Origin of the sequence: Lysinibacillus sp. FSL W7-1291, assembly GCF_038593415.1 — a bacterium.
Taxonomy (GTDB): domain Bacteria; phylum Bacillota; class Bacilli; order Bacillales_A; family Planococcaceae; genus Lysinibacillus; species Lysinibacillus fusiformis_D.
This window is the reverse complement of sequence record NZ_CP151994.1, coordinates 283953-310593: the sequence shown is the minus strand read 5'-3', so window position 1 is coordinate 310593 and position 26641 is coordinate 283953. Positions and strand designations below refer to the sequence as shown.

Annotated in this window: 25 protein-coding genes and 1 riboswitch; of the genes, 12 read left to right on the top strand and 13 right to left on the bottom strand. The window is 36.5% G+C overall.

From position 1 onward, the window contains the following. Nucleotides 1–35: 35 nt before the first annotated feature. The 3 genes from NST76_RS01475 to NST76_RS01465 form a co-directional block, all read right to left on the bottom strand. Nucleotides 36–1328 carry an extracellular solute-binding protein gene (locus tag NST76_RS01475; protein ID WP_342544533.1) on the bottom strand — a complete coding sequence of 431 codons (1293 nt, stop codon included), beginning with the start codon at nt 1326–1328 and terminating at the stop codon, nt 36–38. 17 nt (nt 1329–1345) lie between these two features. After that, a complete protein-coding gene (locus tag NST76_RS01470; RefSeq protein WP_058844867.1) occupies nt 1346–2365 on the bottom strand; it encodes a serine hydrolase domain-containing protein in 1020 nt (339 codons plus the stop codon). A gap of 164 nt (nt 2366–2529) precedes the next feature. Beyond that, nucleotides 2530–4044, bottom strand: coding sequence for a DHA2 family efflux MFS transporter permease subunit (locus tag NST76_RS01465; RefSeq protein ID WP_036118147.1), 1515 nt, complete (start codon nt 4042–4044; stop codon nt 2530–2532). A 157-nt stretch (nt 4045–4201) separates the two neighbouring features. On the opposite strand from NST76_RS01465, the gene NST76_RS01460 reads away from it, so the two are divergent. Continuing rightward, entirely contained in the window at nt 4202–5113 is a 912-nt protein-coding gene (locus tag NST76_RS01460) for a TetR/AcrR family transcriptional regulator (RefSeq protein ID WP_036118149.1), read from the top strand. A 100-nt stretch (nt 5114–5213) separates the two neighbouring features. Here NST76_RS01460 and NST76_RS01455 read toward each other — a convergent pair whose 3' ends face one another. Both NST76_RS01455 and NST76_RS01450 read right to left on the bottom strand, forming a co-directional pair. After that, nucleotides 5214–6857 (bottom strand): HAMP domain-containing sensor histidine kinase, encoded by a 1644-nt coding sequence (locus NST76_RS01455; protein ID WP_058844866.1) that lies wholly within the window; start codon nt 6855–6857, stop codon nt 5214–5216. Then, nucleotides 6854–7555, bottom strand: coding sequence for a response regulator transcription factor (locus NST76_RS01450; RefSeq protein WP_058844865.1), 702 nt, complete (start codon nt 7553–7555; stop codon nt 6854–6856). The genes NST76_RS01455 and NST76_RS01450 overlap by 4 nt, the downstream gene beginning before the upstream one ends. 103 nt (nt 7556–7658) lie before the next feature. Here NST76_RS01450 and NST76_RS01445 point away from each other — a divergent pair, with 103 nt between their 5' ends. The 3 genes from NST76_RS01445 (at nt 7659) to NST76_RS01435 (ending at nt 9995) form a co-directional block, all read left to right on the top strand. Further along, entirely contained in the window at nt 7659–8798 is a 1140-nt protein-coding gene (locus tag NST76_RS01445; RefSeq protein WP_036118160.1) for a DUF418 domain-containing protein, read from the top strand. A gap of 216 nt (nt 8799–9014) precedes the next feature. Then, nucleotides 9015–9569 carry a DUF1273 domain-containing protein gene (locus tag NST76_RS01440; protein ID WP_036118162.1) on the top strand — a complete coding sequence of 185 codons (555 nt, stop codon included), beginning with the start codon at nt 9015–9017 and terminating at the stop codon, nt 9567–9569. Nucleotides 9570–9680: 111 nt separating this feature from the next. After that, on the top strand, nt 9681–9995 hold the full coding sequence (locus tag NST76_RS01435; RefSeq protein WP_342544530.1) for a hypothetical protein: 315 nt from the start codon (nt 9681–9683) through the stop codon (nt 9993–9995). 47 nt (nt 9996–10042) lie between these two features. Here the strand turns inward: NST76_RS01435 and NST76_RS01430 are convergent, their stop codons facing one another. After that, nucleotides 10043–11437: an L-cystine transporter gene (locus tag NST76_RS01430; RefSeq protein ID WP_036118167.1), complete on the bottom strand. Its 1395-nt coding sequence runs from the start codon at nt 11435–11437 to the stop codon at nt 10043–10045. Nucleotides 11438–11675: 238 nt separating this feature from the next. Between NST76_RS01430 and NST76_RS01425 the strand changes: the two genes are divergently transcribed. Together NST76_RS01425 and NST76_RS01420 are read left to right on the top strand one after the other, a co-directional pair. Next, nucleotides 11676–12239, top strand: coding sequence for a helix-turn-helix domain-containing protein (locus tag NST76_RS01425; protein WP_340834099.1), 564 nt, complete (start codon nt 11676–11678; stop codon nt 12237–12239). Further along, nucleotides 12125–13066: an IS3 family transposase gene (locus NST76_RS01420; RefSeq protein WP_340812710.1), complete on the top strand. Its 942-nt coding sequence runs from the start codon at nt 12125–12127 to the stop codon at nt 13064–13066. The genes NST76_RS01425 and NST76_RS01420 overlap by 115 nt, the downstream gene beginning before the upstream one ends. 747 nt (nt 13067–13813) lie before the next feature. Here the strand turns inward: NST76_RS01420 and NST76_RS01415 are convergent. Both NST76_RS01415 and NST76_RS01410 read right to left on the bottom strand, forming a co-directional pair. After that, nucleotides 13814–14764 (bottom strand): GGDEF domain-containing protein, encoded by a 951-nt coding sequence (locus tag NST76_RS01415; RefSeq protein WP_058845218.1) that lies wholly within the window; start codon nt 14762–14764, stop codon nt 13814–13816. After that, complete coding sequence (locus NST76_RS01410; RefSeq protein WP_058845217.1) at nt 14742–15623, bottom strand: EAL domain-containing protein; 882 nt, start codon at nt 15621–15623, stop codon at nt 14742–14744. The genes NST76_RS01415 and NST76_RS01410 overlap by 23 nt, the downstream gene beginning before the upstream one ends. 297 nt (nt 15624–15920) lie before the next feature. Here NST76_RS01410 and NST76_RS01405 point away from each other — a divergent pair, with 297 nt between their 5' ends. From NST76_RS01405 to NST76_RS01390, 4 genes are all read left to right on the top strand, one after another. Then, the gene (locus NST76_RS01405) at nt 15921–16106 is read left to right on the top strand and encodes a hypothetical protein (protein ID WP_009373346.1); all 186 of its coding nucleotides are present in this window, start codon (nt 15921–15923) and stop codon (nt 16104–16106) included. Next, complete coding sequence (locus NST76_RS01400; protein ID WP_036121982.1) at nt 16096–17514, top strand: amidase; 1419 nt, start codon at nt 16096–16098, stop codon at nt 17512–17514. Before NST76_RS01405 ends, NST76_RS01400 begins: the two co-directional genes overlap by 11 nt. 160 nt (nt 17515–17674) lie before the next feature. Next, nucleotides 17675–18835: a PucR family transcriptional regulator ligand-binding domain-containing protein gene (locus NST76_RS01395; RefSeq protein WP_036121985.1), complete on the top strand. Its 1161-nt coding sequence runs from the start codon at nt 17675–17677 to the stop codon at nt 18833–18835. Nucleotides 18836–18938: 103 nt separating this feature from the next. Further along, the gene (locus NST76_RS01390; protein ID WP_058845216.1) at nt 18939–19835 is read left to right on the top strand and encodes a DMT family transporter; all 897 of its coding nucleotides are present in this window, start codon (nt 18939–18941) and stop codon (nt 19833–19835) included. Between the two features lie 25 nt (nt 19836–19860). Here the strand turns inward: NST76_RS01390 and NST76_RS01385 are convergent, their stop codons facing one another. Continuing rightward, nucleotides 19861–20445, bottom strand: coding sequence for a YitT family protein (locus NST76_RS01385; RefSeq protein WP_058845215.1), 585 nt, complete (start codon nt 20443–20445; stop codon nt 19861–19863). Between the two features lie 181 nt (nt 20446–20626). Between NST76_RS01385 and NST76_RS01380 the strand changes: the two genes are divergently transcribed. After that, nucleotides 20627–21916, top strand: a complete 1290-nt coding sequence (locus tag NST76_RS01380; protein WP_342544529.1) for a DUF2252 family protein — start codon at nt 20627–20629, stop codon at nt 21914–21916. Nucleotides 21917–21966: 50 nt separating this feature from the next. Here NST76_RS01380 and NST76_RS01375 read toward each other — a convergent pair whose 3' ends face one another. Beyond that, nucleotides 21967–22488: a DUF2179 domain-containing protein gene (locus tag NST76_RS01375; protein ID WP_004227692.1), complete on the bottom strand. Its 522-nt coding sequence runs from the start codon at nt 22486–22488 to the stop codon at nt 21967–21969. A gap of 765 nt (nt 22489–23253) precedes the next feature. On the opposite strand from NST76_RS01375, the gene NST76_RS01370 reads away from it, so the two are divergent. Beyond that, nucleotides 23254–23493 (top strand): transposase, encoded by a 240-nt coding sequence (locus NST76_RS01370; protein ID WP_058845214.1) that lies wholly within the window; start codon nt 23254–23256, stop codon nt 23491–23493. A gap of 107 nt (nt 23494–23600) precedes the next feature. Here NST76_RS01370 and NST76_RS01365 read toward each other — a convergent pair whose 3' ends face one another. The 3 genes from NST76_RS01365 to NST76_RS01355 all read right to left on the bottom strand — a co-directional run bounded on the left by NST76_RS01365 (nt 23601) and on the right by NST76_RS01355 (nt 26335). Then, complete coding sequence (locus tag NST76_RS01365) at nt 23601–23969, bottom strand: hypothetical protein (RefSeq protein ID WP_058845213.1); 369 nt, start codon at nt 23967–23969, stop codon at nt 23601–23603. 483 nt (nt 23970–24452) lie between these two features. Beyond that, nucleotides 24453–25751, bottom strand: a complete 1299-nt coding sequence (locus NST76_RS01360; protein WP_036121997.1) for a nucleobase:cation symporter-2 family protein — start codon at nt 25749–25751, stop codon at nt 24453–24455. Next, nucleotides 25751–26335: a xanthine phosphoribosyltransferase gene (locus tag NST76_RS01355; RefSeq protein ID WP_058845212.1), complete on the bottom strand. Its 585-nt coding sequence runs from the start codon at nt 26333–26335 to the stop codon at nt 25751–25753. The genes NST76_RS01360 and NST76_RS01355 overlap by 1 nt, the downstream gene beginning before the upstream one ends. Nucleotides 26336–26469: 134 nt before the next feature. Continuing rightward, nucleotides 26470–26571, bottom strand: a riboswitch (purine riboswitch). Nucleotides 26572–26641: the final 70 nt, after the last annotated feature.

Genomic DNA, 26641 nt, shown 5'->3' with positions numbered 1-26641 from the left:
TAGTGGAGTTTCAGGGGTCTATCTTAATACATTACTTATTGCTGAAAGGGCGTAAACCAAGCTTTAGCGTTTTTCTGTACTTTTTTGGCTACCTCTTCAGGCGTTACCTGATCTAAGTACATGCCCTGTAGCTCACTCTCAAGCAAGCTCTTTGTTGTCGGGTCCCCACCAGTAAAATTAGTCACCCACATATATGGTGTTGCTTCATTAGCAGTCGAGTTACTAATGTCATTTAGCAAGGCGTCATCAGAAGTAATGCCAGGAATAGCACTGATCATAGAAAATTCCCTCACAAACAGTTCACCAAATTCCTTTGTTGTTAAAAACGCTAAAAATTCTTTAGCTGCTTCTTTATTTTTTGAATTTGCATTGATCGCAAATGAACCATCTACCCAAGTTGTCACTGTTTTATGACCTTCTTTTGAAGGAATCGGGAAATACCCTAAATCTAAATCTGGATTCATTTCTAAGACAACAGGAATTTCCCAGCTACCGAGCGGGAACATCGCTGCATCCTCTAAAGCGAACAATGTACGAATATCATCCATTCCCAAGCCTTCTGAATTAGCTGGAAAATACTTTTTCAAGTCGTTCATCACTTGTATAGATTCGATAAACTGAGCGTCTGAGAAATCCTTTTCTCCCGTAAGCACTGCTTGATAGAAATCATTTCCTTCATAAATAGCGGGGCCCACAATACCGTGTAGCAACGATAATAACCAGCCTTCTTTTGTACCCATTGCAATGGGTGTAATGCCCTTTTCTAATAATTGATCATTTAAGGCTATAAATTCATCCCATGTAGTAGGAACTTCGAGATTATTATCTTTAAAAATCTTTTTATTATAGAAAAATTGCGTTGAGCTTAAATTAATTGGTACACCATACTGATTCCCTTGTTCATCACGTGAAGCCATTAATGCCTCTTCAGGATATGCACGCAAACCGCTTAAGTCATTTATTTTCTCAACATAACCCGCCTCTGCAAGCTTCAACCCAGCTGCATATGGACGCAAGTGGAAAATATCTGGTCCTTCCCCCGCTTGTAATGCTGTATTGAGGACTGTGTTATATTCTGTATTTTTAGTTGGGTTAAAGGAAATGTGTATATCAGGATGTTGTTCATTAAATAAAGCAATTACTTTTTCATATTTGGCAACATCTTCTGTCCGCCAACTCCCTATTGTTAGGGAAACCTCTTCTGTTTTCGGCCCGTCTTCTTTACCAGGTGTTGTTGCGTTCGTTGATTTCTTATCGGTGTTACAGCCTACTAAAGCTACAACGAGTAATAAAAGAAACGGCAATAACCATTTACTCTTTTGTCTCATACCAACAGATCCACCCTTCATATCAGTAATTTTTCATAAATCATCGTATGAAGCTTCTCCCGAATCCTTCGCAGCTTTGTATTTCTCCCATAATGCACCGCATTCGTTAAGAAAATAACAAATGCTTTTTGAATAGGGTCCATCCAAATACTCGTGCCTGTAAATCCTGTATGACCAAATGAGTTCTTGCTCCACCTCCTACCAAAACAAAATGATGTATCGTCCCCTCTCCATACTTCAAAACCAAGTCCCCTATTTTTGAATGTTTTTGTATAGGTAAGCTCCATCCATTCATATGGAATAACCGTTTGTTGCCTGATCCCTAAAAAAATTTCCGCATACTTTGCTAAATCCTCTGCGCACGAAAACAAGCCTGCACTCCCAGCAACCCCATCGAGTAATAGAGCTTTTTCATCATGAACAATCCCCTGAACAAATTTCCCTGCAAACATTTCAGTTGATGCCGCAAGCCTTCTTTGTTGCTCCTGCAATCGAAAACGAGTATGGTGCATGCCCCATGGCTTAAAAATCTCTTGCTCTACAAAACTGTTGAATGAACACCCAGTAACCTGTTCAATCACCTTTCCTAGTAGAATCATGCCTAAATCACTATATACCACCTGTTTATTTGGCTGACACACTACTTCACTTGCCATTATCTCCTGCATGATGTCACGTCTGTGATTCCTCTCTACCACTGGTGTTAAATCTGCCGGTAGCCCTGAGCAATGCTGTAATAACTGTTGAATCGTTATATCTGGGTAATGAAATGTAGGCAAAAATGTTTGAACAGGCTCTCTTAATGTTAATTGATTTCGACTTATCAACAGTAAAATAGCTGGTACTGTAGCTACAACCTTCGTTAAGGAAGCTAAATCAAACAGCGTATGATTTACAATAGCTTGCTTGCTACCATCCTCAGCTGTATAGGCTCCATAACTGCCTGTTAATAGCCTGTTTTGTTGCTGTTGAACAATTAATACAGCTCCTGGCAGTTCCTTTTCGTTCACTAAGTCATTGATATATGCATCTACCACGAAAGCACCTCATTATATAAAAATCTAAATTTTCTGTAAATTATTATTATCATATAAAATAAAATGATGAAAAATAACAACAATCCTAAAATTTTTTTTCAAATAAACATATAAAAAACCCCCTTCGTTGGTAAATGTTTTACCTATAAAGGGGGTTCTGTTCATTATTTAGTTGGTTTTTTTAAATCCATTGAAGCTGCTGTGCTTTCAACTTTTACACGTTTTAAGAAGAAGGCGAGTACTACTGCAATCACTGTTATACCCGCTGCAATTAAGAAGGAGTGTGTAATACCATCTAATAAGGCAGTTTGCATAATCTGATCTTGCATTTGTTGCATTTGCTCTGCTGTAGGTGCCGCTCCTGATTGTGCAGCATTCGCTTTGGCTTCTACAATTAATTCTTCTGCTTTTGCTTTTGTACGGTTATTCATAAATGTAACTAAAATCGCACTACCGATTGCTCCTGATACCTGCTGTAATGTATTGTTAATAGCTGTACCATGAGGATTCATAATTTGTGGTAGTTGATTTAAACCGTTTGTCATAATTGGCATCATGACCATCGACATACCAAACATACGAATTGTATACATTGATACGATATATGTGTAGCTTGAATCAATTTCTAATTTTGTTAAACCAAATGTTGCGATTGTTGTGATTGTTAAGCCAATAATGGCCAACACACGAGGACCAAATTTATCGAAAAGCTTACCAGTGATTGGTGACATAATCCCCATAACAAGTGCCCCTGGAAGCATCATTAAGCCCGCCTCAAATGGTTCAATACCACGAATAGATTGTACGTATGCTGGTGTTAAAATCATCCCTGAGAACATCGCCATAGAGATAATAACTGAGATGACAGACCCTAAAGCAAACATTGGGTATTTATAAATACGTAATTCCAGAAGTGGCTCATCCATTTTCAACTGCTTAATGATAAAAATTATTAAAGCGATGAAGCCAACTGTAATTGTTCCATATACCCATGGACTTGACCAGCCTTTATCCCCCGCTGTACTAAAGCCGTATAAAATACCACCGAATGCAACTGTTGATAAAAGGACTGAAGGGAAATCTAAGTGAACTTCACGTGTCTCCATCACGTTTCTTAGTTTCCACACACCAAATAATAAACTAATTATTGCAAATGGAATAATCATTTGGAAGAGCATACGCCAATCATGATGCTCCACAATGTAGCCTGATAATGTAGGACCAATTGCTGGCGCCATGATCATTACTAAACCAAAGATCCCCATCGCTGCTCCACGCTTCTCTTTCGGGAAGCTTGTTAGCATAACATTCATTAAAAGTGGTGACATACTAGAAGCCCCAGCTGCTTGCACCATACGACCTGCTAGCAGCACACCAAAGTTTGGCGCAAAGCCTGCCATAATTGTACCGATTGTAAAGATGGACATCGCTGTTATAAATAGATGTCTATTTTTAAAGCGTGTCACAAAGAATGCTGAAGCGGGCACTAAAATACCGCTCACGAGCATATACCCTGTTGCTAACCATTGTACCTTTGAATAGGTAATCCCAAAATCCTTCATGATTGTTGGTAATGCCACATTCAACAATGTGTTGTTTAGAAAAGCAACAAAAGCACCCACAAATAGAATAGCTATCATGCCGTAAGGGGGCTTTTTCATTGTTTGCTCACTATTCATTTATATCCCTCAATTCTTTCTTGTGTTTTGCGATAAAACTTATTTTATACTCGTAGTCTACTTTTTTCAACAAATAAGTTTATATTTTTTATAAACGTTGATATGAAAGGATTTTAAGTGTAGAATAAGAGTATAATAATATAAAAAAGGTGAGGTTATGAACAAAAGAAAAAGACAGATTATTACAGCAGCACGTGAACTTTTTATTGAAAAGGGTTTTCTAGATACATCGATTAATGACATCATCAATGCAGCTAAAATCTCAAAAGGTACATTTTATAATCACTTTACTTCGAAAAACGAATGCTTAATCGCCATTTTGGATGAAGGGCGTGAAGAAGCTAGTAATCGTCGTCATGAGCTTATCTATGGTAAAGACCCTACAGATTTAGAAGTATTGACACAGCAAGTCGCTGTTCTCATGTATGTCAATCGTGAACATAATTTAATACAGATTTTCGAATCCGTCTTCCAATCAAGAGATAAAGAACTAAAGAAAATCATTATTAACTACCATTTACAAGAATTAGAATGGCTAGCCAGCCGACTAGTACAAGTTTTTGGCGAAGAGATTAGCCCAATTAGCTATGAATGTGCTGTCCAAACACTTGGGATGATTAACCTCACTCTACGTGCTGTCTTTATTGCCGATTATAAATATATCAATCGAGAAGCTATTGTACGTGTAGCATTGCGTAATATTAGCGTAATTATACCCACGATGCTTGAGTCGAAAGAAATCATCGTGAGTGTTGAAATGATCAATACCATTCAAAATGTGGTGAACTATAAAACCGTTACAAAAGAAATGGTTATCGAACAATTACAAGGCTTTACAAAGGGTTTGTCGAACAACGAAACAATGGAAGGTTTGGAATATGCTCAATTCTTATTAGAAGAGCTACAGCGCGAAAAACCAAAGCTTTTTATCATCGAATCACTTCTTACTCCTTTCCGTAAGGCATTCGTTGGCACAGAACATATCGCAGAAGCGCGCGATATCGCTAATAACTTATGGCGCTATGTTAAAATTGAACAGCCAGCCGAGCGTTGTACGAAAAATAAATAAAACAAAAAGAGGTATCAAATAAAACACTTTGATACCTCTTTACTCTGTTTAATAAGCCTCGTCCTTCAAGAGCATTCCTCTCTAGAAATCGAATCTAACACTAGTGACATTGGAATTTTAGAACGAAGATGGTTCCATCTTGGCCTGAACGAACACTAATTGTGCCATTGTGTAAATCAATGAGCTGTTTCGTAATGGCTAGTCCTAGCCCTGTTCCTGTTGTATCATCTGTCGTATTCGTTCCTCGATAATAGCGTTCGAATAGATTATCGAGCTCCTCCTGCGGAATACCAGGGCCTTGGTCAGCAATGGTTAGCATTACTTCTTTACCAGTATGTTGTGCCTCCACAACGACCTTCGTGCCTTCAGGCGTATACTTTTTCGCATTAGTTATTAAATTATCCATAATCCGCTTAAGTAAAAGCTCATCTGCTTGCAGCAACACATCACCATATACCTTTACACATACCTGTTCATCTGCAAATTGTGGTAACCATATGGCTAGCGGTAATAACACTTTATCCAGCTGTATCGCTTTATTTTTTAATTGGTACGTATAGGTTAAATCCTGAATGAGTGCATCCATGTATGTCGCCTTTTCTTGCATGGTTTGTGCAAAAATACGCATCTCATCCTTTGTCCACTCATATTCCTCAGATGCAAGCATAGTGGAATAGCCATAAATGGAGCTTAACGGGGTCTTTAGATCGTGCGATAAGCCTGTTATCCACTCCTCACGTAAATGCTCTGCATGCTTGATTTGTCTTTCATTTGAATCAAGTCGTTCAGATAGATGATTGAGTGACTCCTCTACAGGTTGAAACAGTTTAAATTTCCGTTTTAACTTCCCTGTTTTTTGATGATGGATTTTTTTATCACTAATTTCACTGTAATCAAATTGAGTTAGTCGTTCAATGCGTGATATAACATAGACTAATGGTCGTACAAATTGTCGTGAAATACTGATGGATAAAAAGATAACGCCCAACAGCAATATAATATGCCCTCCAAAGAAGATAGAAACGAACAATACCATCGCCTTATTAAAAGGCTCTTCAAAAGGCTTATAAGATGGGTTAGGTATTCGCACAACAAATGTCATATCGTTGGCTAAGGCTGTGCTTTGCTTCAGCTCCGCATGCTCGAAAATATCGTATTTTTCCTCTAGTAATTGTGGCTTATTTAGCTTCTCATAGCGTTCGCCAATGACTTCAATCCGATTCCATTGCTCGTCATAGATTTCAACACTGGCTTTATTTTCTTTTAGACGTTGCCGTGTTACAGCAGAAATATTCCCTGTTGCTGTCCAGTTTTCAAGTGCCTCCTCAAAAAGTGGTTGGACAGGAGTAGTCGGAAGAAATAATAAATAGTAATTTGGCAGTTCCCACGTATGCATACCCGGTTGTTTCAATGCCAATAGTTCATTATCTGACTTTCCACATAATCCACATGTATCTCCCGTATAATCAACAATTGTCATGGATGAATCAAATAAATAGAGCTGTCCTACATTTTCCTCAGCTCTCTTCACTAAATAATCAGCAATTTTAACCGTCTTCCCTTTCTCTACAACTGCATCATCTTCAATTTCAAAGGAGCTCATTACATGAATATTGTCACCAACACGTTCATTGATAAAGATAGCGAAAAACACCAGACTTATAATAAAACCTGAAATGATCAATAGATAGAATATGATGAAATACGACACAAAACGGAGTGTTAATTTTCCAGCAGACTTCATGAAGAGATGTCTCCAACAAGCTTATAGCCAATACCTCTGACAGTGATAATGCAGGTCGGCTTTCCAGGATTTTTTTCTATTTTTTCTCGCAGCTTTCTTATATGTACCATCACTGTATTATCATCAAATAAGCAATCACCCCATACGCGCTCGTATATTTGCTCTTTTGATAACACTTGCCCTACATTGTCACATAAATATTTTAATAAATGAAACAAGCGACCACTGATTATTTCTTTCACCCCGTCTACCTCGATTTCTGCTGCGTCAATGTCAAATGTAAAACGGCTGCAAGTAAATACATGATTTTCTGGTACACTCCTTTTCTTCATGTAACGGACTAACTGTACCTTTACTCGTGCTACAAGCTCTAATGGGTTAAATGGTTTTGTAATATAATCATCTGCGCCATTCATAAAACCGCGAAGTTTATCTGCATCACTGCTTTTTGCAGTTAAATAAAAAATAGGGGCATCACTTTTTTCCCGAATCCTATTCGCGATATCCAGCCCACTTCCATCTGGCAGCATGATATCTAATAGATAAAAGTCAAATGTTTTAGTATTCATTTCATCTTTTGCTTCTTCAATTGTGTTACATAATGTAATATTGGTAATTCCTTCTTTTCTTAAAATGATTTCAATCATTTCAGCAATGGCACGTTCATCCTCTAACACTAAAATTGATGCGTCCTGCATTTCCTCACCTACTTTTAAGATTAATTTAAGGTAGTCATTATTTCACCATAAGCTTCCTTCACTATTCTATGTATAAGATAACCAATTAAGGAGATAAAACGCAATGACAACTAAACGTGTTACTTTCATTGATACGATGCGTGGATTTAGTTTATTTGGCATCTTAATGGCGAATTTACTGATTTTCCAGTACGGGATGTATGGCAAAGATGAATTAAAAAATCTTTCTACCTTAGATAATGGAGCTTTATATTTTGTGAAAATTGTGATTGAAGGCTCGTTTATGCCTATCTTCACTATATTATTCGGCTTCTCACTTATTAAATTAATTGAATCCATTCGCAGAAAAAAGAATAAAAGTCGCTGGTCTATTTTACGCCGTGCTACTGGCTTGATTGCTCTCGGCTTACTTCATTCCACTTTATTATGGGAAGGCGATATTCTATTTTCTTATGGCTGTATGACTTTATTTTTGATTCCTTTTATTAATCGGAAGCCGAAAACGCTATTTATATGGGCCAGTATCCTTTTCGTCCTAACAACGGCATTAACATACGGCTCTATGGAAGCTTCAAAAAAGGAACAAAAAGAGCTAGATACCTATATTGAAAAAGCAGATAACGTTTACGCTAACGGAAGCTACTCAGAAATTTTTGATTTTCGAGCTAATGCTGAAGTACCGGGAATGGAAGAGCCAGCCTTCCTCTTCATTTTATTAATTTTTACACCGTTGTTCTACGCACCTCTATTCCTTTTCGGTATGGCACTTGCTAAAAAGCAAGCCTTCATGGAGATGGATAAGGAAATGAAATGGTATAAGCTAGGTACTCTCCTCGTTCCTATTGGGCTCGTATGTAAAAGTCTAAGTTTTATAGAAAGTGCCTTTTCTTCCATCTTATTAATGGGTGGCGCTCAGTTACTAGCGGTTGGCTATGTTTGCCTTGCAGCACTCATTTATAAAACACGTCCTGTACAACTACTTGCACCAGCATTTGAGAGCGTTGGAAAACTGTCATTAACCAATTATTTACTACAAACCATTATTTGTACAACTGTTTTTTATGGCTATGGTCTCGGATTATACGGTAAACTAGGCGTCTTTGGTGGTATCCTATTCGGAATCGTTGTATATGGCTTGCAATGTGTTTTCAGCCTTGCCTATTTAAAGAAATTTAAACGTGGCCCATTTGAGACAATCTTACGGATATGGACGAATTGGTCTTGGACTGGGCAGGTAAAATAAAACTCAACAGGTAGGCAAATAAGAAAGGAATTATTTTATATGAATAGTGACACTAAAGAAGACTTTACAGACTCATGGTGGTTTTTAGGTATTTGTGCGGCTGTAGCAGTGATTCTAACACTACTTGCATTTTCATAGACAATTGCATGGAATTCGTTTTCATTTGCCCCCTACTGTATACTAGAACTACAACTATACAGCTTAGGGGGCATTTTGTTGTTACAGCGTATTATGATTACTGGCTATAAGCCACATGAACTTGGTATTTTTAATGATAAACATCCTGGCATTGCCATCATAAAAAAAGCACTGGAAGCCCGTCTACGCACACTACTTGATGAAGGACTGGAATGGGTTATTATCAGTGGTCAGCAGGGTGTAGAATCTTGGAGTGCTGAAGTTGTTTTAATGCTTAAAAAAGAATTTCCACATTTAAAATATGCCGTTATTACACCATTTTTAGAGCAAGAAAAAAATTGGCAGGACCTAAAAAAGGAAAAATATCAAACATTAATTGCCCAAGCCGATTTTGTTACAAGCGTGACCAAAAAACCATACGAAGCACCCTGGCAATTTGTTGAGAAGGATAAATTTATTATTCAAAATACAGATGGGCTTTTATTAATTTACGATGAAGAAAATGAAGGTTCTCCGAAATATATTAAGCGACTTGCTGAAAAATATATGGAATCTCATGACTACACTCTTTTAATCGTAAATGCCTATGATTTACAAGTAATAGCAGAGGACATACAGCAACAAGATTGGTAGAAAAATATTGATATAATTTTCTGATAATTATATACTAAAATTAATAAAACCCTTATTTGTAACTAGTTCACATACGGACGTTACTAATAATTTGAAAGGAGCTATCATCATTTGAATAAACAGATTGAAATGATTCTTGAAGCTTCTCCCGTAAATGTTGCTCACGATACCTACCGCAGAGAATGCCGCTATACACGAGGAATTCATATTGAAGAACAAGAATTTCTAGCTATTTTAAATACAATGAGCAATGATGCACGCCTCTATTTCGATTTCCATAATCCTCGGAAAGAGATTAAAAAGGGAACCTATTTAAATGGACACTCTGGTCTAGCCTACAATATTTATAATTACTATAAACAAAATTATAAAATTGAAGTTTCCGAATTAATTAATGGTAAAGATTTTTATGTAAAAATAATATAAAATGTAAGCCCCTTTAAAGTTTTACCTTTAAAGGGGCCTCTTTGATTTTATAGATCTGCTACTTGAGCACCTAATTCTTTATCATTGTACATTTCTGTATCCAATTCTTTTGTAATACGTGCTGTTGTAACACCCGCTGTCATTGACCCACTTACATTTAATGCTGTACGTCCCATATCAATTAAAGGCTCTACAGAAATTAATACACCTGCAAGTGCAATTGGTAAATCAAGTGCTGATAACACAAGAATAGCTGCAAATGTTGCACCACCACCAACACCTGCTACACCAAATGAGCTAACCGCTACTACCGCGATAACTGTAATAATGAAGATAGGATCGAGTGGATTAATGCCAACTGTTGGTGCGATCATAATTGCTAACATAGCAGGATATACACCAGCACAGCCATTTTGACCGATTGATAATCCGAATGAGCCTGAGAAGTTTGCAATACCCTCAGATACCCCAAGACGACCTGTTTGCGTTTTAATATTCATCGGTAAAGTACCCGCACTAGAACGAGATGTAAAGGCGAATAATAATGTCTCTGCAGATTTTTTCAAATACGTGAATGGATTTAATCCGCTTAATGTCAGAATTAATAAGTGTACTAGTAAAACAATAAATAACGCCACATAAGAAGCAATAACAAACTTACCTAAATTGTAAATCGCACCGAAATCTGATGTTGCAACAGTACGAGCCATAATAGCCAAAATGCCGTATGGTGTTAATCGTAAGACAATCGTTACGACACCCATTACAAGGGCATAGATTGCATCTAAGCCTTTTTTAATTGTAGCTGCTGTCCCCTCATCCTTACGTGCCACACGTAAATAAGCAAAACCAAGGAATGCTGAGAAAATAACAACCGCAATTGTTGAAGTAGAACGAGCACCTGTTAAATCAAGGAATGGATTTGCAGGGAATAGCTCGATAATTTGTGTTGGTAGATCTGGAGCTGCTAAGCCCGTTGTTTTTTCTTCAAGATATTGACCACGTGCAGTTTCTGCATCACCTTGTAAAATTTGTGTTGCATCTAAATCAAATACGGTTGCAGAAAAAATACCGACAGCCGCAGAAACCGCTGTTGTACCAATTAAAATGGCTAAAATAAGAGCTGCCATTTTCCCAAAGTTTTTGCCAATCTTCATTTTCGTAAAGGCAATTAAAATAGAAATAAAGACTAGTGGCATTGCTACCATTTGTAGCAATTTTACATATCCTGTACCTATAATGTTGTACCAAGATGTTGTTTTGGCTAACACTTCAGAATCTATACCATAGATAAAATGAAGTCCAAGACCAAGTACAATCCCTAAACCTAAACCTGCAAAAACACGATTTGAAAACTTGACGTGTTTTTTATTCATAACATATAAAATTCCAACGAACACAAGTAACACTGCTACGTTAAGAATGATTTGTAAATTCGACAATGGAATGCCTCCTAAGATGTTTTATAATAATGTAATCGAATTATATACCCATAATCCCTATAATTCAAGTATGTTTTATTAAGATTAATAAATTCCTAAAATAAAAACGATTTCTTCCTTTGATTATGCCCTTAAAATTAAAATCAATAATATTTATTAGCAATAAGTAAAAGGAGCCATTATGGTCCTGCACCCCTAAAGTTAGAGTCAAAAATCTAAACTTTAGGGGTGTTTTTATATGGCGAAATACAGCGAAGAATTCAAAATACATGTGGTTAATGAATACATGAAAGGCCCTTTAGGTTATAAATTATTAGCGAAAAAACATGACATACCAAATCATTCGCAAATAAAGCGGTGGGTACGTGCCTTCAAAGAATTTGGAGAAGTTGGATTACGTAGAAAAGTAACAAAAAAGGCTTATTCTGTTCAATTCAAGCTCGATGTATTACACTTTATGAAACAAACAGGTGCTTCTTATCAAGATACAGCGATTGAATTTAACATGAATAATCCAGGCTTAATAGCGAACTGGAACAGTAAATTTTTGAAGGAAGGTATAGAAGGCCTGCAAGAAAAAGCGAAGGGACGGCCACCTATGTCTACTAATCCTAAAAATAAACCTGTCAAACAACCAAACACATTGTCTCGTGAAGAACAGCTAGAACGTGAAAATGAGCTTCTCCGATTAGAGATTGCGTACTTAAAAAAGTTAGACGCTTTCGAGGCGAATCCGGATGCCTTCCTCGAAAAGCACAAGCAGCGTTGGCATTCGAACTCAAAGAAGAAGGGTTCCGATTGAAAGATGTATTGAAAATCATTGAGATCCCAGAAGCAACGTATCATTACCATATTCAACAGTTAAAAAATGAAGATCCCAATCAAGAATGGAAAACGTTGATTTCAGCGCTATTTGAGAAGCATGAAGGTAGATATGGTTATCGCCGAATCCATGCAGAATTAAAAGCGCAAGGATACGTCATCAATCACAAAAAAGTACAGCGAATCATGAAGGAATTGGACTTAAAGTGTGTAAAATTCGTTCGTAAATCTCGTTATAAATCGTACAAGGGCAAGGTGGGTAAAGTCGCAAATAATCGATTAAACCGCCGTTTCAATACGCCAAACACTTTACAAAAACTGGTGACAGACGTAACAGAATTCAAGTGTACAGAAGATGAAAAACTTTATTTAAGTCCAATTATGGATCTCTATAATGGCGAAATTATTGGGTTTAGTATGTCTAAACGCCCAACATTGGATTTCGTATTAGAATCGCTACATCAAGTTCTACCAATTATTCAGAACCAAGCTACATATCGTGCAACAATTCATTCGGATCAAGGCTGGCATTATCAACATAATTCATGGGTGAAAACATTACGGCAAAACAAGGTTTTCCAAAGCATGTCTCGCAAAGCGACATGTGCAGATAATGCGGCGATGGAAAACTTCTTTGGCATACTTAAACAAGAGATGTATTACGGTGAAGTATTAATCCCGTTTGAAGAATTGAAGGAAAAAATCGAACGATATATCGACTACTATAACAATGAACGTATTAAACAAAAATTGGCTGGCATGAGTCCAGTAAAATACCGAACTCTAGCCAGCCAATTAGCTGCATAATAAAAACTCTAACTTTAAGGGGTCACTACCTATAAAAGGGAATAGTAGATAGTTATCGAAAACGTTCATGAGGCTAACTTTTAACGTATAGACAGCTAAACTATAAGGCTTGATAGAATTGCTCATTTCAGTTGTATTAATATTCTAGTCAAAAACATAGAAGTTGGTGACAAAATGGTTACCAGAATTTTAAAATTGTTCATATTAACTACAAAATCTATACCCAAAATGCCTTACTGACGAACAAAAAACCTACATCGTTTAATGAACGAAGTAGGTTTCTCTTAGTGTTGAAAAACAAAACAGTCAATTGAAAGGTAGAAATGGATTCCCGTTGCAGGCTACTTGACTCCAACCTACAAAAGTATTACCTTTTTAGCAAAGGTTTTCAAATAAGGCGAAGGTCTTCACTACTCTTTATGGAGAGGTGTTGTCACACATCACTTCCCCACATTGAAAATAAGAGCTTATTCCCTCTAAAAATAATGGGCTATTTAATCGCTATATTACTATGAAAAAAAGTAAAGACTCTTTGCAGAATGGTTGATTGGAGTGGAGCCAGCGTCACTCCTAGGGGATTTAGCGTCACAGATGAGACCCTGGAGCGAGCGTAAGTGAGTGAAGCGGCTCATCGGACGCCCCCTGGAAAGGGCGCTGGCGGAACGGAAATCAACCTCTCACCTTACAAATTTGCTTTTTCTGCCGTTGACATGGTCTTTTTTCAACAACATGAAAAACCTACATCGTTTAATGAACGAAGTAGGTTTTTTGTTCGTTGATAAGGTAACAGCTGCCTGCAATTTTTTTACACTGCTTTTTCACGTGTGTGACCGCATTGGATAATTGTTCGACGGAGTTAAAATACTGATATTCATTCGTAATAACGGCAATGGATAAGGATGTACATGTTAGAGTACCTAGCTCACCCGCTCTATTAGCTACCTGCACATACACTAAATCCTCTAGCTCATAAAAGCTTAAAATATTGGCATCAAAGTCATCTATGATCTTCTGACAAATCTTTTCTATTTCATAATGCGGAAGGATGGCAACAAAATCGTCGCCACCAATATGCCCTAAAAAATCTTCCGCCCCACAGATATATCTTTTTAGTATATCTGTTAAATAACGTAAAATTTTATCCCCTTTATTAAAGCCATATGTGTCATTGTAGGATTTAAAATGATCTAAATCAAAATAGATCAAACTATAGTGTGCTAGCTGTAATGCTTCCTCTAGCTTTTCATCGATTAATGTATTGCCTGGAAGACTACTTAACGGATTTAAAAAACTGGCGATAGCTACTTGTGTATCAACAAGCTTTAACAGTAACTCACGAATGCTAACCATTCCGTCATATAAGTCATTTTTCGTCACAATGATATCATCATATAAGTCTTCAGGAGGTCTAGACATCGCTAGTGTACTAACCTCAGTGATTGGAGTATAGCGATCTACTATTAAAGGATTTTCTTTAATGATAAGTTGATTTTGCCGTCCCATAAATAAATGATAGCCATATTGAGTACCTATTTTTTGATAGAAATGTGTGCGTGTAATATGTCCAATTGGTTTTTCATCCCGAACGACAACAATACTACGCAATGAAGGATTACTTGTAAAAAGTACATCTACTTCTTTATTTTTCACAAATTCATCAATACATGGAACCTTTTCAATGACTTCCCCTATCTTCATTGTCACCCACCCTTATTTTCCCCAATTGTATTTCCTTTGCGGGCTTTCCTATTGCATAACCTTGTGCATAGTGAATGCCAATATGATGCAGATACGCCAGCTCTTCTTGTCGCTCAATCCCTTCAGCAATCATTTTAGTGTTAGCTTGCTCGGCATACTTCATTAATAAGGTAACGAGTTGTTGCTGTTCGCTGTTTTGATCGATAAATTGAATTAAGGAACGGTCTAATTTAATGAATTCTGGCTTTAAATAAATGAGCGTTTTTAAACTATTATAGCCTGAGCCTACATCGTCCACTGCTATGCGATAGCCCTGTGATCGATAATGTGATAATACACGCTCAAACTCTACAAAATCTATCACGGCACTACGCTCAGTTAATTCAAACACGACTTGCTGCGGTTTAATGCCAAGTTCCTTTAGCAATTGCAGTGTTTCTCCACAATGGTAATTTTTATCTACTAATACATTTGGATGTATATTAAGAAAGACTAAGAAGCTTTTATCCGCCAAATCGTTAGGCATACGTTCCTTAAATCGTTGTAAGGAAAGATTTCGACAAAAACATTCAAATAAAAATACACAATCTGTTTGTCCAACAAACTCATAAAACTGGTCGACACTATTAAATAATGCTGAGGAAACTGGACGGTTTAATGCTTCAAATCCCATCGTTTGTTTTGACTGTAAATCTACAATAGGTTGAAAATATGTATGTAAATCGTTATGCTGAATAATTTGTTTCAATGCTTTTAAACGTTTCATATATAACGTATTGCTTTGATGTTGCCCATATAAATATTTTAAAAAAGAAAATATATTACTAGTTTTTATATTTTGCCCCACAGCAGACTCCATTCTTGCACCTCTTCAATTGGTTATTATGGTTCATTGTACGCTTTGATTGTAAATAGACTGTGAATCGTATGTAAAAAGAGCAAGCACACACACTAGACTTTGACCGTTTATTAGCGTAGTAAATATTTCATAATATTAAATATATTACAAATAATTTATTTGATATAAATTATTGTTAGTGTATGATTGTAACAATAGGTTTATATTACCTATTATAATATTTTGCGTTTTTACCCTATCGATCTTAATAGGGAAACCTATTTAGATATAAAAATTATTCAAGGGAGGATCCTGTTAATGAGCTTGTCTATTCAACAATTATTGGAGAACAAAGGAATTACACCGAAACCTGAACACCTTGAACTATTAAAAACACGCTGGGAGGGCATGCAGTCACTTCGTAGCAATTTAGAAGGTATTGCGATTGATGATGCAGATATCGCGGTACGTAGTATTCCTGGAGGTGATCATATTGACAACTGATTTACATTTAAAATCCGTTGAAGAGTTGGCACCCTTACTTGCATCGAAGACACTATCTCCCGTGGAATTAACGAAGGCGATTTTAGATTTTGCTGAGGAAAGTCAGCCTAAAATTAATTCCTATATGGCCTTTTACAGGGAAGAAGCTTTAGCAAAGGCAAAAGAAGTGGAACAGGAAATTCTCCAAGGCCACTATAAAGGCATGTATCATGGGATTCCGATGGCCTTAAAAGATAACTTGTATTTCAAAGATAAGATAACAACGATGTCCTCAAAAATTCATAAGGACTTCGTTTCTGATTATGATGCGACAGTGGTTGAAAAACTCCGTGACGCTGGTGTAATTTTCACTGGAAAACTAAGCATGCATGAATATGCTTGGGGAATTACCAATAACAATCCTCATTACGGACCTGTTCGCAACCCATGGGATTTAGATAAAATCCCTGGCGGTTCTAGCGGCGGCTCTGGGGCGGCTGTTGCAGCAGGGGCCAGTGTTGCTTCATTAGGAACGGATACAGCTGGTTCCATTCGAATTCCATCCTCTGCTTGTGGCATTGTTGGTTTAAAACCTACACACGGTCGTGTAAGTAAATATGGCTGTTACCCACTCGCTTGGAGTTTAGACCATATTGGCCCAATGACAAAGACAGTAAAGGATGCAGCAGGCTTGCTTGAAGTCATTTCTGGCTTTGATCATCGAGACCCTACTTGCATTGACGTTCCAACAGATAACTACGTGCAGCAGCTTTCTGGCAATATCAAGGATTTAGTGATTGGTATCAATGAAGAATACTTCTTTAAAAATGTGGATGCTGATATTGAAAAAGCTGTTCGAGCAAGTATTCAAAACTTAGTAGATCAAGGTGCGAAAGTGGAAGTAGTGCGAATTCCTTCATTACAATATGCAGAATGGGCAGAGCTTGTGACGTCCCTTTCGGAGGCGGCAGCTATACACCATTCCGATTTACAAGAGAGACCACAAGATTTTGGTGACGATATACGCCTACTCTTTGAGCTCGGTGAATTGCCTTCTGCAGTCGATTACTTACAGGCACAACAGGTACGTCGTCAAATCAAACAGGAGTTTACAGAGATTTTTAATAAGGTAGATGTGCTTATTACCCCTACTCTACCTGTTGTGGCTAATACAATTGGTGATGATTTCGCAGAGTTAAATGGTCAAAAAGTGGATTTAATTGATAATATTATTCGCTTTACAGGCCCTAGCAACTTAACTGGCTTACCTGCCCTTTCCGTTCCTTGTGGCTTTAAAGGGAATTTACCAATAGGGCTACAAATTATTGGCCCTGCCTTTAAAGAAGGACGCATTTTAAATGTAGGGTATGCCGTTGAGCAAACGAATCCACTGAGAAATAGAAAGCCTAATATTTTTGCTAACATTTAAACGATAAGTACTGAAATCTGCTCACTTCACGGTTTACCGCTGAATGAGTAGATTTTTTTGTGGTGGATATCCATTTGCATGAATACAAATGGTTTTTTATGAACAAGTAAATTTATAATAGAAGTTAGTACCTTACTACAAGAAAGGCAATGGTCCGTTTATGAATGTAGAAAATTTTTTACAATTACCCATTACAAAGAATTTCACTGTTGTCGCTGGCCACAACGGTTTGCATAAAGCTGTTCAAAATGTAGAGATTTTAGACTTTGAATTTTCACCAGACATACACCATGTGCGAGATACAATTTTCACGCCCAACAGCGTTGTATTAAGTAGTTTATTATTTGCCAAACAAAAGCCTGAGTATTTATTAAATGCAGTAAAAAATCTAGTGGAGCTCGGGGCGAGTGCCTTAGCTTATAAGCCTGTTATTTTCAGAGATTTACCTGAAGAGGTTTTGACTTATGCAGAGGAACAAGATTTTCCTATTTTAAGATTTGGTGGAGATGAGTTTTTTGAGAAGATTATTTTAGAAACAATGGCCTACGCTAAAACACAGGATTATTCATTCTTTTTAGAAACGATCTTACGGAGATTAATGGAGGAAGATATTACACAAGAGCAAATCAAATCCATTTTACAGCAGCTCAATAGACCCTTTGAAAAATATGTATTTGTAGCAACTTTACGAGCAAGTGACACATCTCACCATAACTGGATGCAAGCTATTTTTTCGTTAGAGCCACTACTTAAATCAGGTCTGATTTGTTCTTATAAGCAGAGCCTTTTTATCATCATGACACATCCATCCCAGCTGTTTCAATTTGACAAGGTGTTACATGAATGGTTAGCATTATATGCCATCCCAACGGAAAAGATCACTTTTGGCTATAGTAGTAGCTACGATACTCAAACTGGCTTCCCTATTGCTTTACGCGAAGCCTTCTTTGCTAGTATATTAGCTGAGATTGACATGCTGCCTAGCCTTCATTATAAGCATCTGGCATCGGATCGTTTATTAATTGAGTTGTATCGTAAAGATCCAATATTTGCAATGGATTATGTTACTTCTTTTTTAGCTCCTTTACTTGATGATAAGGCTGATCCCGATTTAATGGAAACTGCCATAACCTATATCGTAAAAAAAGGAAATATTAAGGAAGTTGCCGTAGCACAATTTTGTCATCCAAATACAATTCGCTATCGTATGGCTAAAATACGTCATTTAGTAGCACCGACAGATAATGATTATGTTTTTTATGAACACTTAGCTGCAGCCGTTAAATTGTACTTATTACATAGCAAGATAGGTTTTGAGTAATCGCTTTGGAATAAGTACAAAAAAACGCCTGAATATTTAGAAATAAAATCAAATTCTTTTCCTCACTCCTATGCTATTCTATTGAAGTCAGGAGGAAGAAAACATGAAAACTTACATAGCTGATGGCATGCTATTGATTACTGCAATCGTGTGGGGTAGTGGATTTGTTATAACGGCTATTGCCTTAGAATATTTAACAGCTTATCAAGTGATGGCTGGTAGATTTTTATTAGCTTCCATTATATTATTGGTTTTATTTGGTTCTCGATTAAAAAAAGCTTCGAAATCTGTTATTTGGAAGGGAGCTTTATTAGGTACAATTCTGTATATAGCATTCGCCCTTCAAACCGTTGGACTCCAATATACAACACCGTCTAAAAATGCCTTTTTAACCGCAGTGAATGTTATTATTGTTCCTTTAATAGCCTATGCGGTTTATAAACGCCGCATTGACGGCTATGAAATCATTGGTTCTCTAATTGCGATTGCAGGAATCGGCTTTTTATCACTACAAGGCTCATTAACAATGAATGTTGGGGATGCACTTTCTCTAGCATGTGCCGTTGCTTTTGCCTTTGATATCTTTTATACTAATCTTTTTGTTCAAAAAGAAGATGCCATTGCTCTTACCATTATTCAATTTCTGACGGCATCCTTTATAGGTGTTCTAGTCGTCATTAGCCAAGGGGATATCCCGACATCACTCGAAAAAGAAGCAATCTATTCGATTATTTACCTAGGTATTTTTTCTACGACAATTGCTTACCTCTTCCAAAATGTAGCCAATCAATATACAACTGCTACTAAAGCTGCGATTATCCTATCGACTGAATCCTTTTTCGGTATGGTGTTATCCGTCATCTTTTTGCATGAAATCTTAACAAGTCGCATGGTCGTAGGTGCAGTACTTATTTTACTAGCTATACTCATTGCAGAGATCAAACCAGCACATCCTAAAAAGAAGCTAATGAAAACACTTGATAATCAGACGCCAAAATAGTTTCAGTTTTATACTGGGACTATTTTTACGTTCCTGATACTCGACTTCGACTAGTAATAACGCTTGTCGTAATGCCTACTACCAATACGGTAATAATGGATAATAGGAAGGTCGATGTGGATAGTAGGAAGCCTCCTATAACAATAACAATGGAGTCAATAAAAAATATTAATATTCCAACATTAATACCTGTCTTGTCACAGATAAATTGAGCGATTAAGTCTGTCCCCCCTGTGCTTGTCTGAAAACGCAGCATCAGACCAATGCCGAAGCCAACAAGTATACCTCCCAAAATTGCACTGTAAAGCGCATCCATTTGGACAAGATTTCGCACAGGCTTTAACAAATCAATAATTACGGAAGATGCTATTAAGCCGTGTATACTATTGTAAAAATAGGCTCTATATTTAAACCAAGCAATAATAAAAATAGGAATACTAATAATAATGATCATTAAACCGATTTTGAGCTTATATAGATAATGTAATATAAGCGCTAACCCTACTACTCCCCCATCTAAAATTTCATATGGCGTTAAAAATAAATTAATTCCTAACGACAATGAAATACTTCCTACTATAATGACAAGACCTTTTGTAAAGAAATACATATAACCCCCCTCCGTGATTAAGCATGTCTTATAGTATGAAAATAGGTTATCGAACATGTTATGAAATACCCTTAGATGTATAACCATTTTTATCGAGAACATTTGCTAAATTTCTTCGAAACCTATTCAATTATTTTTCGTATATACAGGTAAATTTTGATTTAACAAAGGGGATTATTGTATGGAGCATGCTTTATTGGAACAAGTTAAACATACTAGAACTTTTTTAAGACAAGAACACTTAGAAACAATCTTTGAAGAATTTGATGTTCAACGAATGAGTTTAACAGAGGGACAGCGCTTGGAAAAATACCGTAAAATGCTTGAAAGCCCATTTCGCTTTTTCCGTGGAAGTGCCTATCTATTTTATTTTGATATGACAAAATCCGCCTCAATCTTCCATACTCCTGATAGAAAACCAACTTGGATTCAAGGTGATATGCATATGGATAACTTCGGTGCTTTTCAAAATGAGGCAGGCGAGATTGTTTTTGATGTTAATGATTTCGATGAGGGCTATGTCGGCTCTTATTTATACGATATTATTCGCATGAGCGTCAGTATTGCGCTCTATTTAGAAGAACAAGGCTTACATAAGACAACTCAGGAAACGGCTATTCAGTATTTTCTCCGTAGCTACATAGATCAGCTAAAACGATTCCAGCGTAAGCAGGATAATCCTTTAACCTTGATGTTCACAAAGGACAATACAAAGGGACCAGCAAAGAGATTATTGAAAAAGCTTGATAAACGCCAGCGATCTCATTTTTTACAGGATATTTCGTATGTAAATGAGGATGGTCAGCGTGCCTTCTTATGGAATGAAGAAATTCAACCTGTTACTAGTGAAGAATACAGCGCCATTTCAAACGCACTATCTACATATAAAATTAGGGACATAGCTTATAAGTATGGCTCTGGTACAGCTTCTATCGGTTTAAAACGTTACTATATTTTAGTGGAAGACGAAAAAGGTGCGTCAGGAGTCGAGGATTTAGTGTTAGAAATGAAAGAGGTACGTACAGCAATTCCTGCCTACTTCCTCCCTTATCAGGAACTATTTTGGGCTCATTATGAGCATCAGGGAGCACGTGTAGTCGGAACTCAAAAAGCTATGCACCATTTAGAGGACCCACATTTAGCCTTTATCACGATGAATGGACAGGAATTTTATATTCGTGAACGTTCTCCTTATAAAAAGAAGATTAAGCCTAAAAACTATAAGGATGTAGAGGATTACTTTACTACAACATCACTTATGGGGAAAATTGCTGCTAAAATACATGCACGAGCTGATATCGATTATTCTCATGTTTTTACCTATCACAGTGAGGAGGAGATTTTAAAAGCGATCGGCAAAGAGCGTGATGTATTTATAGAGCATACAATTTTACAAGCCATGAGCTACAAGGAAATTGTCTACACAGACTTTAGTTTATTTAAAGACTGGGTAGAAACAAAATTTAATTAACATCCTAAAAAAGGGACCTCGGCATTTAGCAGAGGTCCTTCCTTATTAAATTATTTTTGCTTAGCCTTCATACGAGCAAGCAAAAAGCCGCCCTTAAATGATTTAGGCTCATACGAGATAATAAAGGCATTCGGCTCAAATTGCTCTACTATTTGAAAGAGCTCCCCTTCACGATTTCTCTTCGTTAAAATTTCATATTTATAGCGATTACTATCTCGCCCTTCTCCGATATAAATCGTGACTGCAAACCCTTCGTTACGAAGAAATTTCACAAGCTCTTCATTCTTATTTTGCGTATTAATGGTTGTATAAACATAGCCTATCGCTAGCTTACGTTCTATTTTTGCTCCTAAAAATATACCTAATCCAAATCCAACTGCATAGACAACCATAGATAACATGCTTTGCTTCCCACTAAAAACGAGTGAAAGGCCAAATACATACACTAACATCTCCAGCATACCAAATATCGCAGCAAGGAACGTGATATTCTTTACCAAAAATATTGTTCGCAATGTTAAAAAAGGTACATAAACTAATTGAAGAATTAATATTAAAACGATACTTTGCATTTGTACTAGACCTTTCTCAGAGTAGTTATATATAAGTGTATGTTGAAAGAGAGAATTACATTCTATTAAAAACCATCCTCATTTTTAAATTCCCCTTATAACCTAATTTTAAACATTGCAGATGGCATTGCTTTAAAAGTGCTCTTCTAAACTAATTGCGCGATATAATACTACCTAAGTATTGCTTATGAGATATGTTAATCGCACTTAGACACAAATTTATATATTTTTGGAAAGTGGTTCTTGTTTGACCAATGGTATGAAACAGATTCGAAAGAAAAAATCATTTTAAAGTGAGTAAAATAATTAATAATGATGATTATATGTAAACAAGGGAAAGTAGTGCTATTGATACAAGTATCAATAAAAATAAATTTAGCGTATTTCCATATTATCTTGAAGTAAGTACTAGACTGCTAAAAGGATTTTTTATTTAATTGTAAAAAACAATGTTCAGAAATGATAGGAAATGGAGGGTGAAAATCTCGACTCTCGCCAGCTCCATAATCCATTAGCATGAAATGTCACATTTTTATAGCTTAATTTTCGAAAATAGGATGTTATTACTTCAGGTCACTCACAATATTATGAATACGATCAAAAAGAGACTGGGACATAACCCAACATCAGAAACGTCTAGAATTGGAATATCCATCTGTACGGAATATTGTACATGCTTTCAACGTACGTTCATGAGAAGACTGTTTAGGATGTTCATTCCGTTCATCTTGTACAAAAGCAAAGGAAGGCACCAATTAGAAAATCATGGTGAATGAAAAATGGAAACAGCAAAAAGAATATGTTAGAGTCAAGCTTTCGGAAGAGAAAACGAGTGCCATCTATCGAAAACGCAAAGTCGATGCGGACCCAGTTTTTGGATTCTTAAAGGCTAATTTGAGTTCCATTCGGTTTTTAATACGAGGAAAATCGAAGGTTGAAAACGAAATACGTTTAGCATTAATGGCAGTTCGGAAATATATTGCCATTAATCAAGAAATGAGGTAAAGAAAATCAAAAAACTTAGTCAAATAAGTAAAAAGGGAAATCGAACAACATCGATTTCCCTTTTATCTTGAATATCAGCTAGTTTTGTCCCAGCCTCTTACTAAAAACTAATCAAGATATCTTGATAGCATACCAGAATACCAGACTTTCCAATAGTCACCATTTACGCCACCGTGTTCAATGGTTGTGGTTTCTTTGCTTAGTGTTCCTCCGTATTTATTTCCATTATTTAGTTGTTTATACACAAATTTTGTTTTAGGAGTATCTGCTGCCATCTGATACTGGCTTTTAGGATACAGCTCAAAAACTCTTTCATATATTTGATTACTAAAAGTAGTAATAGGAAGATCTATGCTAATCACTGTATTCCCTTGATGTGGTAAATTAGTTTCAATAGGTTCTTCTGCATTTGCATTGGCAGCAATCCCTAAAGACAATCCTACTGTTGTTGCACCTAATATAAGTTTTTTTAACATGTAAATTAATACCTCCATTTTCATAATATGTATCACAAATATTATTATAATCAATTTTACATAAATGGTAAATATTACTTTTTTCCCAATTTTCACAATTAATTCATATATCAAATTAATCCAATTACAAAAAGTTAAATTTCTTCCGAATACGTCTGATGTCAATTTTGCGACTACTATTTCATTTCTTTAGTTATTTTATATTCAAGAGCTCTAACCATTGAACAAAAAATATATAGTGCTCATCATAAGTTATGAAGTATACTTTTCTAACTTCTTTCTCCTTTTTGGCAGAATAAAAATAAGAAAAAACTTAATAACCTGAATTTCAATTTAGCTTGTTCTTCTAAAGAATAATCTTTTACGCATACAAAAAAGCCACCTACTTTCAACTAAATTAATAGCCAAAAGATAGGCGACTTTACAACGTTCTTTTCATCAAAACATGTGGGGTATTTAGATGAAAGTTATTTAATTTTCCCTTTATACTTCACCATGCATCGGGTCTTGCTTATGCTTAGGCCCAATCATATTGAATAAAATATTAAGGATAATCGCTGTGACAGAACCACAGACGATACCGTTGGATGTTAAAATAGACACTTTTTCTGGTAGTGCATCAAAAATGCCAGGAACGACTGATACACCGACCCCTAAGCTTACTGCAATCGCAGCAATCATCGCATTCTCAGCTGACTCATTCATAACTGGTACAAGCATCCCCATACCTTGTGTAATCACCATTCCGAACATCGCAAGCATCGCTGCACCTAGTACGGATGTTGGAATAATCGTTGTTAACGCTGCGATTTTCGGTAGGAAGCCAAGTGCTACTAATAATCCACCAGTGATGTAAATGACTTTACGGTCCTTAACGCCTGACATACGCGTAAGTCCCACGTTTTGTGAGAATGTTGTGTAAGGAAAGGCATTGAAAATACCACCGATTACTGAAGCTAGACCTTCTGAACGATAGCCGCGAGCTAAATCCTTTGAATCTAATTTTTTATTACAAATATCACTTAGTGCAAAATAGACACCAGATGACTCTACTAAAGATACCATTGCTACAAGTGTCATGGTGATAATTGCCGTTACATCAAATGTTGGCATGCCAAAGTAGAAAGGTTGTACCATGTGAAATACATTAGCATCCGCTACTGGCGTGAAATCCACTTTGTCCATGAATGCACCTAAAACGGTACCTACTACTAATCCAATCAGAATAGAAATCGCACGAACAAAACCTGTAGAAAAACGATACACGATTAAAATAATGATTAATGTAATAAACGCTAATGCCACATTAGAAGCAGAAGCAAAATCCTCAGCACCTTGTCCACCTGCCATATTGTTTAAAGCTACTGGTAATAAGGAAATACCGATAATCGAAACAACGGATCCAGTTACTACTGGAGGGAAGAATTTCACAAGCTTGCCGAAGAAGCCCGCAATAATCATTACAATTACACCAGAGGCAATAATAGAACCATAAATATCTGTAATACCTTGCTCTGGATTGGTGCCGATCGCAATAATTGGACTTACTGCTGTGAATGTACAGCCAAGTACTACAGGTAAGCCAATCCCGATGAATTTACCTGAATATACCTGTAAAAGTGTTGCAATCCCGCACATCATAATATCAATTGCTACTAAATACGTCATTTGTGTTGAATCAAAGCCAATTGCTCCACCAATAATCAGTGGCACTAAAATGGCTCCAGCATACATCGCAAGTAAATGTTGAATCGCTAGCGCAGTTGATTTAAAGGTATTCATTACGAGCGAGCCTCCGTAGCAAATGTTACATTGCCATCTTCAAGAGAGTCTACAATCGCTAATGACTCAACGCGAACTCCCTGCTCACGCAATAATTTTCCACCATCTTGGAAGCCCTTTTCAATAACGATGCCCACACCCACAACATGCGCACCAGCTTGTGCAGCAATATCTAGTAAGCCTTTGACAGCTTCACCATTTGCTAAGAAATCATCAACAATTAAAATATTATCGTCCTCATTTAAGAAATTACGTGATACAGAGATCTCATTTGTTTCATTTTTTGTAAACGAATGTACCTTTGATGAATAAAGGTTATCTGAAAGTGTTAACGATTTGCGTTTACGAGCAAACACGACAGGCGCGCCAATTTCTAACCCTAACATAACAGATGGTGCAATACCTGAAGATTCTATTGTTAAAATCTTTGTAATCACTTGATCAGAGAAACGGTTTGCGAATTCATGCCCAATTTCCTTCATTAATATTGGATCAATTTGATGGTTTAAAAATGAATCAACTTTTAATACGGATGAAGATAATACTTTACCCTCTTGCATAATTTTGTCTTGTAATAACTTCATTTCTTTTATATCCTTCTTTCTTTCAGAGTAATAAAAAACGCTAAATACCTTGTTTCCATTCAGCTACGAGTGGAGCAAAGCATTCAGCGTAAAAACGTCGAAACGAATAGAAAACATCATTATAATTGAAGTTCTCTAAAAGCATTGCTACCCATAGTCGATTTATTTACGGTAAATCGGTAGAAACTTGCGAGCCCTATTCTCGCTATTATATGAGTGGATTTGTATGAAACTATCAGAATATCCAATTTATCACTTTATTCGGCAAGAACCTATAACTTTTACGAAATAAAGTTTGATTTTTCG